Origin of the sequence: Bordetella sputigena, from assembly GCF_965137885.1 — a bacterium.
In the GTDB taxonomy this organism is placed as follows: Bacteria; Pseudomonadota; Gammaproteobacteria; order Burkholderiales; family Burkholderiaceae_B; genus Bordetella_C; species Bordetella_C sputigena.
This window is the reverse complement of the sequence record NZ_CBCSCA010000001.1, coordinates 609,476-624,823: the sequence shown is the minus strand read 5'-3', so window position 1 is coordinate 624,823 and position 15,348 is coordinate 609,476. Positions and strand designations below refer to the sequence as shown.

Here is a 15,348-nt window from a genome sequence, read left to right as displayed (position 1 = left end):
TCTAGTTTGAATACGGCGCTATTCTTGGGTTCTTGCTCCTAGCGGGCAAGGCAAATTAAGGCATGTCAGATATGATTAATAGTCATGCCACAAGCGGTGCACCACCAGGAGCAGCACATGACTCGTCGACTGCCACCATTGAATGCGCTGCGGGCGTTCGAAGCCTCCGCCCGCAACGCCAGCTTCACCCGCGCCGCCGAAGAGCTTTGCGTCACCCAAGGCGCCGTCAGCCGCCACGTGGCCTCGCTGGAAGACTGGACCAAGGCGCGGCTATTCGTTCGCGGCCGCCACGGCATCGAATTGACCGGACCGGGCGTGGCCTACTTCCGCACCGTCAAGGCCGCGCTGGACCAGATCGAACAGGCCACCCGCCAGTTGCAGCAACAACCCGACGAGCGCTGCCTGCGCATCAAGCTGCCGCCCACTTTCGCCATCAAGTGGCTGGTGCCGCGGCTGGCGCGCTTCCACGCCGCGCGCCGCGACATCGACGTGCAGATCACCACCTCGCATCTGCGCGCCGACTTCGACCGCGAGGACGTGGACATCAGCATCCATTCGGAAACCCAGCCGCCGACCGGCCCGGGCTATCGGCGCCTGTTCGGCGAGATCCTGCTGCCCGTCTGCGCGCCCGGCCTGCTGAACAAGGAGCCGCGGCTGGAACGGCCGGCGGACCTGGCCAATCACGTGCTGCTGTGTTCGCTGAACCGGCCCAAGGACTGGCCCGCCTGGCTGGCGGCGGCCGGCGTCGGGCATATCGATGGCAATAGCGGCCTGAAGTTCGAGAACGCCGCCCTGGCCTATCAGGCCGCCATCGACCAGTTGGGCGTCATGGTCGCGCAGCTGGCCTTCGTCAGCGACGACCTGCTGGCCGGCAGGCTGGTCGCCCCGCTGCCCCAGCGCACCGACACCGGCGGCGCGTATTTCCTGGCCTACCGCAGCGACCGGCCCAAGCCGGAACGCGTACAAGCCTTCGAGGAATGGATCGCGAAGGAAGCGGAAGAAATGGAGGCGCGCTTGCTGCAGTGATGGGCCTCCGGGAGCGACTAATCCGGCCGGATATTGGCAGCCTGGATTACCGCACCCCAGCGCAGGTATTCCTGCCGGATGTACCACGCATACTCGCCGGGCGTCGATCCGAGCACCTGCGCACCGCGCGCCGCCAACCACTCCTGCATGTCCTGCGCCATCAAGGCCTGCCGGATCGCCACGTTCAAGCGATAGACCACGGCAGGCGGCGTGCCGTCCGGCACCATGACGCCATGCCAGGCCTGCGCCTGGAATCCGGGAACGCCATGCTCCGCGACGGTCGGCACCTCCGGCAAGGCCGCGATACGCTCCCTGGACGTCACCGCCAGCGCACGCAATCTTCCATCGCGAACAGGCGCCAACGCATCGCCGACCGGATTGACCATGAAATGCGTCTGCCCGTCCAGCAAGCCGGCCAGCGCGGGCGCGCTGCCACGGTAAGGCACGTGCATCGCGCTGATTTCCACGGCCTGCAATAACAACACCGCCGTCAAGTGCGTCACATTGCCGCCACCCGCCGAGGCGTACGACAGATTTCCCGCGAGCCGCCTGCCATACGCGGCGAAGGAATGAAGATCCGTCGCCGGCACATCGGGATGCACCAGCAGCACCAGGGGCATCGCCACGGTGGACGACACGGCATCAAAGTCCGCGATCGGATCAAAGCCCGGATCCAGATACAGGTGGGGACTAAGCACCAGCGACGAGGTGTTGTACAGAACGGTGTAGCCGTCCGCCGGCGCCCCGGCCACGCCGCGCGTCCCGACGATGCCGTTCGCCCCCGCCAGGTTCCGCACCACCACGGCTTCCCCAAGAAGCTCGGCAAGCCGGCTGCCCAGCATCCGCGCCACCATATCCGCCGGCCCACCGGCGGGAAAGGGCACGACCATGGTTATCGGCCCATACGGCCATTCCCCATCGCGCCCGGCCTGGCCGACCAAGGGAGTCATCAACGCCGCCGCGCCCGCGACCGCCGCAATCAAGGCCTTGCGGCGATGTTCGAACATAAGGGAGCTCCTGTTTTATCTATCGTGCGCCGCCACTCGCGGGCACAGCGGTCTCGGGAACCGCGGGCCTGCACGAGTTCCTGGCGCACGCGCCCGGAGCGCGGGCTTCCATGCCGATGCCGCGCTAACTACCATCGAGCTTCCATGCGTGGCTGATGTGGCACCGATCCGCGCGTGAGGTATAAGGCTCGTAAGCTGACCGACGAACGCAGAACAGGAGCGCATATGAAGAAGGTCATGATCGTCACCGGCGGGGGACGCGGCATCGGCGCCGCCACGGCCAGGCTGGCCGCGCAACGCGGCTATGCGGTGGGCGTGAACTATCTGAACAACGAAGCAGCCGCCCTGGCGGTCGTGGAGGACATACGGAAAGCCGGTGGCGCGGCGGTGCCATTGCGCGCGAACGTCGCGTCGGAAGATGAGGTCGTCGCGATGTTCCAGGAAGCCGACCGCACGCTGGGGCGCATCTCGGCCCTGGTGAACAATGCCGGCATCCTGCATAAGCAAATGCGCGTTGAAGACATGGACGCGGAGCGCCTGCGACGCGTGCTGGACACGAACGTGGTCGGCGCTTTCCTGTGCGCGCGGGAAGCGGTGCGACGCATGTCCACCCGCCACGGCGGCTCGGGCGGCGCCATCGTCAACGTGTCGTCAGTGGCGGCCCGGCTTGGATCCGCGGGCGAATACGTCGACTATGCCGCGTCGAAAGGCGCGCTGGACACCATGACGATCGGACTGGCCAACGAGGTCGCGGCGGACGGCATACGTGTGAACGGCGTTCGCCCGGGATTCATCTACACCGACATGCACGCCAGCGGCGGCGAACCCGGCCGCGTGGACCGCGTCAAGCACTTCGTTCCGCTTAAACGTGGCGGCACCGCGGAAGAAGTCGCGGCGGCCATACTCTGGTTGCTATCGGATGAAGCAGGCTACACGACTGGCGGCTTCATCGATATCGCCGGCGGCAGGTAGGGCCAGCCCGCCCGCGTCGATCTGGACCGACATGCGATTGAAAATCGAGAAGGGAGTTCGGCAACCGCTGAAGCGTAGCCACAGGGAGTGGCGCCAAGCCTGAGCCGCTAAGCCTGTGAGTTCTTGGCGCGCCCGACAGGAATCGAACCTGTATCAAGAGCTTCGGAAACTCTCATTCTATCCATTGAACTACGGGCGCGAAGAGGCGGTATTGTACCTAAAACAGGAATCCGCGTTTGGAGGCGCCGCGATAGAGCCAGCGCGCCCGCGGGTTTGGGCCGGCCGCCGGCGCCGTGACCAGGGCCCCGACCCCCACGTTATATAATCCAGCGTTTGCACGCCCGCAGGCGGGGAACTGAGGAGGTCCCTGCCCGCTGTAGTACTTTATCCGCCCCAGGCGCCCCGGTACCCGACAGCAGGATTAGGTTATGAGCAAAGAGCAGGAATACGTACAAGAACACGCCTCACTCATCAAGACCCCGAAGCAGTTGATCGTCACGGTCGTTCTGGCATTTCTAGTACCGATCATCATCATCCTGATGCTGGTCAATATGGTGGCCTCTTACGGCCGCGCCGGGGTGGGGTCCAATGCCCTGACGCCGGAAGCCATCGACAAGCGGATCGCCCCGGTCGCCGGGTTCGAACTGGTCGATGCCAACGCACCCAAAGTATTCAAGACCGGCGAACAGGTTTTTAGTTCCGTCTGTACGTCCTGCCATACGGCTGGCGTAGCCGGCGCCCCCAAGGTGGGCGACAACGCCGCCTGGGCGCCGCGCATCAAGGAAGGCCTGGAGACGATGTTCAACATCGCCCTGCACGGCAAGGGCGCGATGCCGCCCAAGGGTGGCAATCCTTCGCTAAGCGACTACGAAGTCGAACGCGCGGTCGTGTTCATGGCGAACAAGTCCGGCGGCAACTTCAAGGAGCCGGAGCCGCCTGCCCAGCCGGCCGCGGATCAAGGCCAGGCTCAAGGCCAGGCTCAAGGCGGCGCGGCACCGGCGGCGCCTGCTGCCGCGGCGGCTCCGGCGCAGGCCCAGGGGGCTGCTCAGCCGGCCGCGCCGGCACCGCAGGCCCAGGCACCCGCCGCGGCGGCGCCTGCCCCCGCGCAGCAAGCGGCGGTGAATCCGGCCGGTGAAAAGCTCTACAAGACCACCTGTTTCGCCTGCCATGCCGCCGGCGTGGCCGGGGCGCCCAAGTTCGGCAGCAAGGCTGATTGGGACAAGTACATCCAGACCGGCATGGACACCATGGTCAAGACCGCCATGACGGGTAAAGGCGCGATGCCGCCCAAGGGTGGCGCGGCCAATGCGTCGGAGGCCGATATCCGCGCCGCCGTGGAATACATGGTGCAGGCCGCCAAGTAAGCCAGAAAGCCCGCCAGCCGCCGGTTGCGCGGCTCGCCAATCACCTACCGATCCCTACCCGGCGGAGCCGCTCGGTAGGGATTGTGCTTTTTGGAAGCGAGCCGGAGAAATAGCGGGGGCGCCTCCAGAAAAAGCGGGTAAAAAAAGCGGGTAAACCACTTCCGGGTAACGGAGAGCCTAGGGCTCTGGTGAGCGTAGCCGAACCGGCATATGATCACAATCGTGATTATCACGCTGTCGATAGATGCGACAGCGGTAAAGGCGGCCGGCGAGCGCGCAGTGCCGCAAGAACAAAGCAAGAGGCGAACGAACGCAATGGTGATCGGCGTTGTGACGGGCGGGTCACGCGGCCAGCAGCTGGAACGCGTCTTCGTGGACGCTGAAATCGTGATGCGAATCGGCAGCGAGCCCATATCGGCGATACATGCGGGCGCTGTCTTCCAGGATAGGCGAGGACGCCGCGGCAGGTGTGAGGGTCTCGGCACTCGTCGTCACGTGCAAGGTGAAGTTTCCGGCCGTGTACGGGTGCCCGCTTGCGGCCCGTCGGCGATTCGACGTTCGGCTCGACGCCGCAGCGCGAGGCGCGACCGATGATGGCGTTACCGTCAGGCATTCCGCGAACAGATAGCCGCAGCCCCGCACCGCCAGCAAGGGAAGCTCGATGCCGGCCTGCCGGGCTTTGCGGCGCAGGCGGGACACCAGCACGTCCATGCTGCGGGGATCCATGGGAGGGTCGCCACGATCGTGATCTTCCACGATGGGCGGCGGAGTACGCTGACGCCGCAGCAACTGGCCTTCGCAGGCCGCGATGCGCATGAGGAAGCTGTTTTCCGCCGCGGTCACGATGAGCGTGCGATCGCGCGGGCATGCCAGCACGCGGCAGTTGGCGTCCAGGCGCCAGCCGCTGCCCAGGCGCCCGCTGCGACGTCCCGGCGGCGGGGCCGGCACAGATGGATCATGCCTGGGATGGGGCGGCGCGGTGTCGCCGGACATACGCGCAGCGGCGCCGGAAACGGCATGGCCCATGGGATGTGATGCGGCCACCGCCGTATCGACGGGCACTTCGGGCGGCGTCACAGCGTACCCCGCATGGCACAGCGCGGGCGCCGTATCCCCGCCCGCGGGCTCGACTGGCGGCGACAGGTGCGGATGACCGGCCGAATCAGCGATCGGATCGCTAACCGGGTGATGCTGCGTAAGACTGAGCGAACGACAAAACTCGCGGGCATTGGCGAGCGATTCAACGCCAGATCCACGCATCGCCCGGCGGCCCCAGGCGAGCAGGATGGCGGTGAGCTCGGCGATGTCGATGGACGCCGCATGGCAGGCGTCGGCGCCGGCCGCCATGACATGCGTACGCCATGCCGTATCGGCCGCGGCGCCCAGCGCGATGATGACGGCCGACGGTGCGGCCATACGCGCGCTTTGCGCATCGCAAGCCAGGTCGTCGGAATCGCCGGTCAATACCACGAGCGGCGCCGGCTGGGTGGCATACAGATGCCGCAAGCCCGCCAGGCTGCCGCAGGACCGCACCGCGAAACCGCGCTTGGCAAGCTCCTGGCTCAGGTTGTCTCTTACCGCGCGCGCGTCCTGCAGCACGATGACGTCAAGGTAATCGATCATGTTTTTCCTCCTGCACATGAACATGACAAAACCACGAATGTGATTCATATAAACACCAACGTGGCATCGACGCAAGCTTCAATCGGCTCGTGAAGAAATTTTCAGACCGTTTGAGGCACGCTCGTACACTGCGCGGCTACACGCAGGCCGAATTGGCGCGCTTGGCGGGGCTGTCGCAAAGCGCGGTGGCCAGCTATGAAAGCGGTGAGCGCAAGTCCAGCCGCGGCCTGTTCAAGCTGGCGGCGGCGCTGCGGATAGAGGCGCAATGGCTGGATACCGGCAAGGGTCCGATGGAGCGTCCGGTGGACCTGTACGCGAATGCCATGACCGGCCAGCGCTATGTCGTGATGGAAGACGGCGCGCCGGGTTCCTTCGGCGTGCCGGGCAGGGAGCTCGAATGGCCCTTCCAGACCATCCCGCGCGGCCGCTATGAAAGCCTGGCCACGCGCGACAAGCGGCACCTGGAGAACATGGTCGCCGCCTTTATCGACGCCTGCCACAGCAACTACGCGCTATCGAAACCCAAAGGCAAGACGCGACGCGGCGAGTAATCCGCCCGCGCCGTTCATCACAGCGAGCGTCGGAAAGAACACTTCCAGAACCCGGCTTCAAAAGCGAAGCGCCCCTCGAATAGGGGCGCTTCGCTTTTTGCGTACGGCTCAGGTCTCGCCGCGCACGGCGCGGGCCGTGGTCCGGGGGCGACTGTGAAGCCCCCGGAACACAGGCGTATTACCGCGCCGGGCTGGAGGTGCCGGACGCCGGCGCGGCGCGGTCCGACGCGGGCGGCACGGCCGGCGTGCCATTAGCCGGGGATGCCGGGGTACGGGCGCCCGCCGCCGGGGCATCGCCGCGCACGCGGGCGGCGATTTCCGTGGCCGTCTGCGCCGAATCGACGCCAAAGGCGAGCACGCCGCGGTTGAGCGGTTCGGCAATGCGCGGCGCCGCCACCAATTGGCCGTTGATGACCAGCACCAGCAGCTTGCCGACGTTCTGCGAACTGACCTGGGCCAGCTTGCGCGCGCCTTCCGGACTGAAGCGCAGGCCGACGAAGTTCTGCCCTTGGCGATCCACCAGGGCGGCGGCTTCGGTCAAGTCCGCGCGCGTCAGTACCGGCTGGCGCTGCACATAAACGGTGGCGTCGCTGAGCTTGACTTCCATCAGATCCGGCGCGGAATCCGTCTGCGCGATGTAGAAGCCGACGGAGGACGCGGCCGGCGCGGTCGACGGCGCCGGTGTGCCGGGCGCGGCGGCGGGCGGCGTGGCGCCGGCGCCGGCGGCCGGCGTGGACCCTGTACCGGCCTTGTTGCCAGGCGTCTGGCACCCCGCCAGGAGGATCGTAGCCATCAATACCACTGGTGCGATCGAACGGAAGCTGATGTGCATAACGGGTTTTCCTATTGGTGGAGGTTGCAAAAAAAGTGTACAGGGCGCGCAGGGCACGGCACAGCGCAGACTGCTTCCAGATGTAATGGCATGGTCATGTCTCTTATACTGTCGCATGCACGCAGGGGTACTTCACGGTCCGGCCAGCATTCCGCCTATTCAAACGAAGCGGCGGCGGCCACACCAGAGGTTGAGAGAGTCCCTTCGTACCAGTACGGATAATGCCGATGCTGGGAGCGTTCCGGTGGAAACCGCCGGAATTCGACCCTATTCGGCTCCAAACCCTCGCTTGGAGCTTTCATGAACGCGAATCCAAAATTCCTGGCCGCCACGGCCGAAGTCGACGCCGCCGCCGTCGCCCCGCTCCCCAAATCCCGCAAAGTCTATCAGCAGGGATCGCGCCCGGACATCCGCGTGCCATTCCGCGAAATCGAGCAGCAGGACACGCCCACGATGTTCGGCGGCGAAAAGAATCCGCCGCTGACGGTTTACGACACCAGCGGCCCGTACACCGACCCGTCGGTCAAGATCGATATCCGGCGCGGGCTGGCCGAAATGCGCCGCGGCTGGATCGAGGAGCGCGGCGATACCGAATTGCTGTCCGGGCCGTCCAGCGCCTATGGCCGCGAACGCCTGGAAGACCCCAAGCTGACCGCCATGCGCTTCGATCTGCAGCGGCCGCCGCGCCGCGCCAAGGCGGGCGCCAACGTAACGCAGATGCACTATGCGCGCCGCGGCATCGTCACGCCGGAAATGGAATTCGTCGCCATCCGCGAAAACCTGCGCCGCGAGCAATACCTGGAATCGCTGCGCGCCAGCGGGCCGGAAGGCGAAAAGCTGGTCAAGCGCATGCTGCGCCAGCATCCGGGACTCTCCTTCGGCGCGGCCATCCCCGACGCCATCACGCCGGAATTCGTGCGCGACGAAGTCGCGCGCGGCCGCGCCATCATCCCGGCCAATATCAATCACCCGGAACTGGAGCCGATGGCCATCGGCCGCAACTTCCTGGTCAAGATCAACGCCAACATCGGCAACTCCGCGGTCAGCTCGGGCATCGGCGAAGAAGTTGAAAAGATGACCTGGGCCATCCGCTGGGGCGGCGACACGGTCATGGACCTGTCCACCGGCAAGCACATTCATGAGACGCGCGAGTGGATCGTGCGCAATTCCCCGGTCCCTATAGGCACCGTGCCCATTTACCAGGCGCTGGAAAAAGTCGACGGCAAGGCGGAAGAACTGACGTGGGAAATTTTCCGCGACACGCTGATCGAGCAGGCGGAACAAGGGGTGGACTATTTCACCATCCACGCCGGCGTGCGGCTGCCCTTCATCCCCATGACGGCGGATCGCATGACGGGCATCGTGTCACGGGGCGGTTCGATCATGGCCAAGTGGTGCCTGGCGCATCATCGCGAAAGCTTCCTGTACGAGCGTTTCGAGGAAATCTGCGAAATCATGAAGGCCTACGACGTCAGCTTTTCGCTGGGCGACGGCCTGCGTCCGGGTTCCGCCTACGATGCCAATGACGAGGCCCAGTTCGCCGAGCTGAAGACACTGGGCGAGCTGACGCAGGTGGCCTGGAAGCACGACGTGCAGGTGATGATCGAAGGCCCCGGCCACGTGCCCATGCAGATGATCAAGGAGAACATGGATCTGCAGCTGGAGCACTGTCACGAAGCGCCCTTCTATACGCTGGGACCGCTGACCACCGACATCGCGCCCGGCTACGACCACATCACCTCGGGCATCGGCGCGGCGCTGATCGGCTGGTACGGCACGGCGATGCTGTGCTATGTCACGCCCAAGGAACACCTGGGGCTGCCGAACAAGAAGGACGTCAAGGACGGCATCATCACCTACAAGATCGCCGCGCATGCGGCGGACCTTGCCAAGGGCCATCCGGGCGCGGCGATCCGCGACAACGCCTTGTCCAAGGCGCGCTTCGAGTTCCGCTGGGACGACCAGTTCAACCTGGGCCTGGATCCGGACACCGCCAAGGATTTCCACGACGAGACCTTGCCCAAGGACTCGATGAAGGTCGCCCACTTCTGCTCGATGTGCGGGCCGCATTTCTGCAGCATGAAGATTACGCAGGACGTGCGCGACTACGCCGCCAGCCAGGGCGTGGCCGAACAGGAAGCCTTGAAAAAGGGCATGCAGGAGAAAGCGGTCGAATTCGTCCGCAAGGGCGCCGAGATTTATCACCAGACCTGAAGCAATGAGCCTACTGAAACGCCTGTTGACCCCGCGCACCGCGCGCATATTGGACGCCCGGGAATTCGCCCAGGCCTATGCCGACGCGGCGCGCGCGCGTTTTCCCAAGGACGGGCTGGGGGTCGAGCCCGACGTGGCGGGCGATGCGATCCAGGTGCGCTGGACGCTGCCCGATGGCGCGCGGGTCACGCAATCGCTGGGCAATGCCTATGCGGCCTATACGAAAGCGCCCGCGGACCTGGACGCCATCCTGGCGGCGCATCTGGATGCGGCGCCGGCGGCGGCCAAGCCGGACGCCGCCACCCGCCGCGCCGCCATCATGCCGGTGGTCAAGACGCGGATGTGGCTGGCCGCCAGCACGCGCCAGCTGCAGGCGGCCGGCGCCGGCGACGGCGACCGCTTCGTCGCCGAACCGCTGACCGACGAACTGATGACGGTCTATGTCGAGGACCGTGCCGACGCCATGAGCTATGTGGCGCCGGATCACCTGGCGGACCTGGAAGTGACGCGCGACGCGCTGATGCCGCTGGCGCGGGCGAACCTGCGCCGCCTGCTGCCCCAGCTGACCATCGAGGGCGAGGACGGCTGCTACGGCGTGCGCCTGGACGGCAACTACGACGCCAGCCTGGTATTCCTGACCGAGGACTGGCGCGACCGCGTACAGATCGAAGGCGAACCGGTGGTGGCGATTCCGGCACGCGAAGAGCTGCTGGTTTGCGGCTCGCAGGACCGCCACGGCCAGAATCGTATCCGGAATATCGCCGCGCACATCATGGCGCGTTCGCCGTATGGGTTGTCGGCGCTGCTTTACGTATGGCGTGATGGCGTGCTGACGCGATACGAGGACTGACGCCGTACGGACGAACGCGGCCGTCGGCCGGCGCACCGCGCATGACCCCTGGTGACGAAGGCGGATTGCAGGCGCTCCGCGAAGCCGGACCAAGTCCGGCACGCACATCGGAATCCTGGTGAATGAAGTGGCACCTAGGCACCTCGGTGCCGCGAGGCCATTCTTACCTGGAGATTCCCATGACGATTACCACCCTCGGCAGCCCTGGCGCCTCATACCATCCCGAACCCGCGGGCGGGCCGGCAGCTTCGGGCGGCGCCCCTCGGGCAATGCCGGGACCACGCGAAATCCCGCAGATCATCTACCGCACGAAGCGGGACGAGGAAGCGGCGAAGGTTTACCTGAACGCCCCGGTGGCCGCGCAAGCCACGCCGGAGAACCCAGCCCTGCAAAGCATCCGGCGTCAGTTGGTCGCCATCTGCGACCAGGCGCACGCCATGCAATGGAAACCCGTGCCCGGCGTGGGCGAAACCTTGAAGCTGGTGGCCGGCTATCTCAAGAACGCCACGCCCGAAGAAAGACAGGCGTTGGATACCATGCTGGACGACACCCTCGCCCAGGCCCTTTCCGTGCCCCCGTTGAACGAAACGGTCGCGGCGCATCGCGTGCGCGACATTCTGCTGCTGTCGATCGCCATCCAGCGCACCCAGATGGGCGAGGACCCGATGCAATTCCTGGCCGGCTTTGCCGAAGACGGCCTGGAACTGCCCAACTTCAGCATACGCACCGAAGGCGAAGCGGAGCCGCCGCAACTCCACTTCGATAGCACCCTGCCTTCCTTCGCCAACGCCACCTACCGCTTCGGCCCGCTGGGACGCACCCTGTTGCTGGAAGGCGCCCGCACCTGCTTCGCCGGTCCCAGCCAGGCCGAGCGTGGCGACAAGCTGCGGGACATTATTTTCGCGCTGAAGAATCCGCCGGATACGGGCGAGCCGCTGGAATACGATAGCGACCGCTTCATGGCCCTGCTCGAAATGGGCTTCGATATCTGAGCGCCGATCGCGCCGCGGTTAGCCCGGCGACGGCGATTCCCTGGGCTCGGCCAGCAGCATGATCAGCTTCAGGTCGGCATGCGTGGCCAGCCTGAAGGTCACCTGCTGGAAACGCAGCAGCCCGAGCCGGGGGTGCTGGAACTCACGCAAGCCGCCTTCACGTTCGACGACGGCATGGCGGGTCCACCAGTGTTCGAAAGCCGGGCTGTCGCGCAGCAGCGGATCCAGCAGGTCCCGCACATCCTGTTCGTCCAGATGCGGGCCGGCGTCGTGGCGGAACTCGGCGACGGCGCGGCGCGCGCGCTGTTCCCAGTCCACCACCAGCTCGCGAGCCGCCGGGGCCAGGAAGATATAGCGCAGCAGGTTGGGCGCCGGGTCGACGACGGGCCAGTTGTCGAACAGGTCGCGCATGGCTTCGTTGTACGCCATGACGTTCCAGGTACGGTCCAGTACATAGGCGGGGGCGTCGATGGCGTCCACACAGGCCGCCAGGATGCCCGATACGCCGGACGGCTCGTCGCGCGGGTGCTGGGGATCGGCGCATTCCGCCAGTTCGAACAGATAGGCGCGTTCGGCGCGGGCCAATTGCAGGACGCTGGCGATACGCGCCCACACGGCCGGCGACACGGACACTTCGCGGCCCTGCTCTATCCAGGTGTACCAGGTGACGCTGATGCCGCACAGCTGGGCGACCTCTTCGCGCCGCAGGCCGGGCGTGCGGCGGCGCAGGCCGGCGGGCAGGCCGGCCATCTGCGGCGTGATGCGAGCCCGGGCGTTGCGGACGAAATCGCCCAGGGTGCGGCGCCGCAGCGTGGCGCCTTCGGTGGACGTTGCGGGATGAGCGGTCGTGGCGGGCGTCATACCAGGATAAGTGAGCGCAGGTACCTGTATGGAGAGGGCATATCTTACCCGGCGGACGGCACGCTATCGCTTTCCCGGCGGAACGGGGCCTGGCGCGCTTTCCCGCGCATCCTCCCGCGTGCAAGTCAGTCTTCGCGCGAGGGGATGTCGCGGTCGGTCCAGGCCGCGGGAGCGCTCAGGCCCAACAGGGCATTCACCAGCAGTTCCCGCAGGATCAATTCATTGTCTTCCAGATCGACCATGGGGCCGGCCCCGGCCAGCACCCTGAATTTATGCGACAAAGGATCGCAGTTCGCCAACAGGTGCATGGCCGAACCCCGCACGAATTCATAGCGCCAGATCAATTCGGCGCGTTTGAACTGCGGCAAGGCGACCGCCAGGGCATCGATGAAGAGCTGCGCATAGCTATCCAGCTGACGGGACACGAACAGGGTGTAGTCGCTGTCCGGCACGGCGCGCAAATGGTTTTCCATGCGCACGAACAGGCGCCCGCCATCGGCGGCGCGCTCGCACGCGACCAGCGGCCGCAACAAGGCCTCCAATAACACCGGAACCGGAATGGGCGCGTCGCCGAACTGCCGGCGCGCCTCTTCCAGGCGCACGCGGCGTTCGATATTCACCGGCTCCAACACCGCCAGCAGCACCGACTTCACCAGCGCTTCCTTCGAGCCGTAGTAGTAGTGGATAGCCGCCACGTTCACTTCCGATGCATCGCAGATATCACGCACGGTGGTCGCCACCGGACCTTTTCGGGCGATCAATTCCTTCGCCGCCCGCAGGATGCGATCGGGCACCGGCATCTCCGCCGCTGACGCGTCCGTGAGCGCAAGCGTCGATTCGGACTCGCTGTGAGTTTCCGCCATGTCTTCCTCGATTAATCATTTGTTTTAATTTGTTTAAGTGCGGATTCTAAGCCGCTCGATGCCATGCCCACAAGCACCTCGCATACTGCGGCGCAGCATTCGTATTTACCCTTATGGAACAGGCTTCTACAGAGAGACCGGCGGGCCTAGGGCTTTCCATGAGGCAGCATATTTTCCGCATTTGCATATTGACGGCCTAAATCACCCTACCTAGAATCAAACAACTGTTTAACTCGGCATGACAGGTTAAGTTGTTGAAAACAGGGACTTGTGCACCTGCAGCACGCGCATGGACCCAGACATATCAAGGGGCTTACCGTGTCCGATTCAGTCAATGCCCGTCCCCCGGCGGGTCCATCCCGCTCGCCCGCCACTTGTGCGGCCGCAGCAAAAGCCAGCGCCGGCGACGCTGCCTCTCCCGAACTGACCTTGGCCGTGCTGGCGGCCCATGCCGGCCTGGCGCTCGCGCCTGACCATCTGGCGGAGCTCGTCGACGCTTACCGCTACGTCGGTCCGATGCTGGGACGCATATGCCGCGGCAATGCGCGGGCCGATGAACCCGCGCATATCTTCGTCGCCAAGGCCTTCGACCAGGCGGCCTGAATCCCGCGCCTATTGAACGTCGCGCTGTCGGTCCGCGGCCCGTCCGCGCGATACGCACCGTCCTGGGCAAGGCAACACGAAGCGCGTCAGCGCGAAGGTTCTCGCATGCACACGGATCCGACTTTTCTATCCTTGGCTGAAGCCAGCCGGCTCATCGCGACCAAGGCCCTGTCTCCCGTCGAACTGACCGAGGCCTGTCTCAAGCGGGCGGACGACGTCGACGGCGCCCTGCACAGCCTCATCACGCCCACGCCCGAACGGGCGCGGGCCGAGGCGCGCCTGGCCGAAGCGCAGATCATGCGCGACGGACCGCGCAGCGCGCTGCACGGCATCCCCTATACGCTCAAGGATGTCTACGAAACCGCGGGCGTGCGCACCACCGGACAATCGCGCCTGCTGGCCGATAACGTTCCCGCGCATGATTGCCATGCCCAGACGGCGCTGGCCGGCGCGGGCGGCGTGCTCCTGGGCAAGACCACCACTTGGGAATTCGCGCACGGCGGCCCCTCCTGGGATGTGGCGGCCCCGCCCGCGCACAATCCCTGGAACACCGGGCGCCATCCCGCCGGCTCCTCGTCGGGTTCGGGCGCGGCCATCGCCGCCGGGCTTTGCCTGGCCACGATGGGCACCGACACGGGCGGCTCCATCCGCATGCCGGCCGCCGCTTGCGGCATTGCCGGCATCAAGCCCACCTATGGCCGCGTCAGCCGCGTCGGCGTACTGCCCAATTCCTTCAGCCACGATCATGCCGGCCCCATGGCCTGGACCACCGAAGACCTGGCCATCCTGCTCGGGATCGTGGCCGGCCACGATCCGCGCGATCCCGCCAGCGTCGACCTGCCGGTGCCGGACTATCACGCGGCGCTCAATGGCGATGCGGGCGGCCTGGTGATAGGCGTGCCCTGGCATTGGATGGATGAAGAAGTGCCGCTGTCGCCGGGCAACAGGCGCGCGTTCGAAGCCGCGCTGGAAGTCCTGCGCGGCCTGGGCGCGACGCTGCGGCCGGTGACCCTGCCTTCCCTGCTCGAATACAACGACGCGAAACGCGTCATCGCCATGGGTGAGCTGTACGCCATCCACGAAGCGGATCTTCGTACGCGGCCCGAACTGTTCGGCGCGAGCCTGCGCTATCGCATCATCTGCGGCGCGGTGCTGCGCGCCGAGGACTACATCCAGGCGATGCGCATGCGGACGCGGCTGGCGGCGGCCATGCAGGCGGTCTACCAGACGGTGGACCTGCTGGCCGCGCCCTGCGCCGAACCGGCCGGCAAGCTCGAACCGACTTCGCCGCACTGGATGTTCGCGGCGCCGAACTACACCACGCCGTTCAATTCCGCCGGCAATCCGGCCTTGTCCATCTGCAATGGCTACGACGACGACGGCATGCCTTATTCGCTGCAACTGGCGGGCCGGCTGTTCGACGAAGCCACGGTGCTGCGCGTCGGGGACGCCTATGAAAAAGCCACGCCCTGGCGCCAGCGCCGTCCCGACATCGCCAGCCTGGCCGCGCAGTCCGCCGCGGCGCTCGTTTAAACGCTGCATCCGCTACGCCCGGTCCGTGCCGGGCCCATCGTCAACCCGTGTTTCGCT

The 15,348-nt window shown here is 66.0% G+C and carries 14 protein-coding genes and 1 tRNA gene; 9 read left to right on the top strand and 6 right to left on the bottom strand.

Translation table 11 applies throughout. From position 1 onward, the window contains the following. The first annotated feature begins 117 nt into the window (after window positions 1-117). Complete coding sequence (gene gcvA / locus ACNA0R_RS02920) at window positions 118-1,026, top strand: transcriptional regulator GcvA (RefSeq protein ID WP_415824384.1); 909 nt, start codon at window positions 118-120, stop codon at window positions 1,024-1,026. Window positions 1,027-1,043: 17 nt separating this feature from the next. Here the strand turns inward: gcvA and ACNA0R_RS02915 are convergent, their stop codons facing one another. Continuing rightward, window positions 1,044-2,033: a Bug family tripartite tricarboxylate transporter substrate binding protein gene (locus ACNA0R_RS02915; RefSeq protein WP_415824383.1), complete on the bottom strand. Its 990-nt coding sequence runs from the start codon at window positions 2,031-2,033 to the stop codon at window positions 1,044-1,046. Between the two features lie 225 nt (window positions 2,034-2,258). Between ACNA0R_RS02915 and ACNA0R_RS02910 the strand changes: the two genes are divergently transcribed. After that, window positions 2,259-3,005 carry an SDR family oxidoreductase gene (locus tag ACNA0R_RS02910; RefSeq protein WP_415824382.1) on the top strand — a complete coding sequence of 249 codons (747 nt, stop codon included), beginning with the start codon at window positions 2,259-2,261 and terminating at the stop codon, window positions 3,003-3,005. A 124-nt stretch (window positions 3,006-3,129) separates the two neighbouring features. Here the strand turns inward: ACNA0R_RS02910 and ACNA0R_RS02905 are convergent. Continuing rightward, window positions 3,130-3,204: transfer RNA gene (locus ACNA0R_RS02905), tRNA-Arg, on the bottom strand. Between the two features lie 229 nt (window positions 3,205-3,433). Between ACNA0R_RS02905 and ACNA0R_RS02900 the strand changes: the two genes are divergently transcribed. Next, on the top strand, window positions 3,434-4,369 hold the full coding sequence (locus ACNA0R_RS02900) for a c-type cytochrome (protein ID WP_415824381.1): 936 nt from the start codon (window positions 3,434-3,436) through the stop codon (window positions 4,367-4,369). 342 nt (window positions 4,370-4,711) lie between these two features. Here the strand turns inward: ACNA0R_RS02900 and ACNA0R_RS02895 are convergent, their stop codons facing one another. Continuing rightward, window positions 4,712-5,992, bottom strand: a complete 1,281-nt coding sequence (locus ACNA0R_RS02895) for a helix-turn-helix domain-containing protein (protein WP_415824379.1) — start codon at window positions 5,990-5,992, stop codon at window positions 4,712-4,714. A 110-nt stretch (window positions 5,993-6,102) separates the two neighbouring features. Here ACNA0R_RS02895 and ACNA0R_RS02890 point away from each other — a divergent pair, with 110 nt between their 5' ends. Continuing rightward, window positions 6,103-6,543 (top strand): helix-turn-helix domain-containing protein, encoded by a 441-nt coding sequence (locus ACNA0R_RS02890; protein ID WP_415824378.1) that lies wholly within the window; start codon window positions 6,103-6,105, stop codon window positions 6,541-6,543. 178 nt (window positions 6,544-6,721) lie between these two features. On the opposite strand, the gene ACNA0R_RS02885 is transcribed toward ACNA0R_RS02890, so the two are convergent. Continuing rightward, window positions 6,722-7,375, bottom strand: a complete 654-nt coding sequence (locus ACNA0R_RS02885; RefSeq protein WP_415824376.1) for a SecDF P1 head subdomain-containing protein — start codon at window positions 7,373-7,375, stop codon at window positions 6,722-6,724. A gap of 300 nt (window positions 7,376-7,675) precedes the next feature. Here ACNA0R_RS02885 and thiC point away from each other — a divergent pair, with 300 nt between their 5' ends. The 3 genes from thiC to ACNA0R_RS02870 all read left to right on the top strand — a co-directional run bounded on the left by thiC (window position 7,676) and on the right by ACNA0R_RS02870 (window position 11,431). After that, window positions 7,676-9,589 carry a phosphomethylpyrimidine synthase ThiC gene (gene thiC, locus ACNA0R_RS02880; protein WP_415824375.1) on the top strand — a complete coding sequence of 638 codons (1,914 nt, stop codon included), beginning with the start codon at window positions 7,676-7,678 and terminating at the stop codon, window positions 9,587-9,589. Window positions 9,590-9,593: 4 nt separating this feature from the next. Further along, window positions 9,594-10,439 (top strand): DUF1444 family protein, encoded by an 846-nt coding sequence (locus ACNA0R_RS02875; RefSeq protein WP_415824374.1) that lies wholly within the window; start codon window positions 9,594-9,596, stop codon window positions 10,437-10,439. Between the two features lie 179 nt (window positions 10,440-10,618). Continuing rightward, complete coding sequence (locus tag ACNA0R_RS02870; protein ID WP_415824373.1) at window positions 10,619-11,431, top strand: hypothetical protein; 813 nt, start codon at window positions 10,619-10,621, stop codon at window positions 11,429-11,431. An 18-nt stretch (window positions 11,432-11,449) separates the two neighbouring features. Here the strand turns inward: ACNA0R_RS02870 and ACNA0R_RS02865 are convergent, their stop codons facing one another. Then, window positions 11,450-12,292, bottom strand: a complete 843-nt coding sequence (locus tag ACNA0R_RS02865; protein ID WP_415824372.1) for a helix-turn-helix transcriptional regulator — start codon at window positions 12,290-12,292, stop codon at window positions 11,450-11,452. Window positions 12,293-12,417: 125 nt separating this feature from the next. Then, a complete protein-coding gene (locus ACNA0R_RS02860) occupies window positions 12,418-13,155 on the bottom strand; it encodes a TetR/AcrR family transcriptional regulator (protein ID WP_415824371.1) in 738 nt (245 codons plus the stop codon). A gap of 318 nt (window positions 13,156-13,473) precedes the next feature. Between ACNA0R_RS02860 and ACNA0R_RS02855 the strand changes: the two genes are divergently transcribed. Both ACNA0R_RS02855 and ACNA0R_RS02850 read left to right on the top strand, forming a co-directional pair. Next, window positions 13,474-13,758 carry a hypothetical protein gene (locus ACNA0R_RS02855; RefSeq protein WP_415824370.1) on the top strand — a complete coding sequence of 95 codons (285 nt, stop codon included), beginning with the start codon at window positions 13,474-13,476 and terminating at the stop codon, window positions 13,756-13,758. A gap of 105 nt (window positions 13,759-13,863) precedes the next feature. Further along, window positions 13,864-15,291 (top strand): amidase, encoded by a 1,428-nt coding sequence (locus ACNA0R_RS02850; protein ID WP_415824369.1) that lies wholly within the window; start codon window positions 13,864-13,866, stop codon window positions 15,289-15,291. Window positions 15,292-15,348 lie beyond the last annotated feature (57 nt).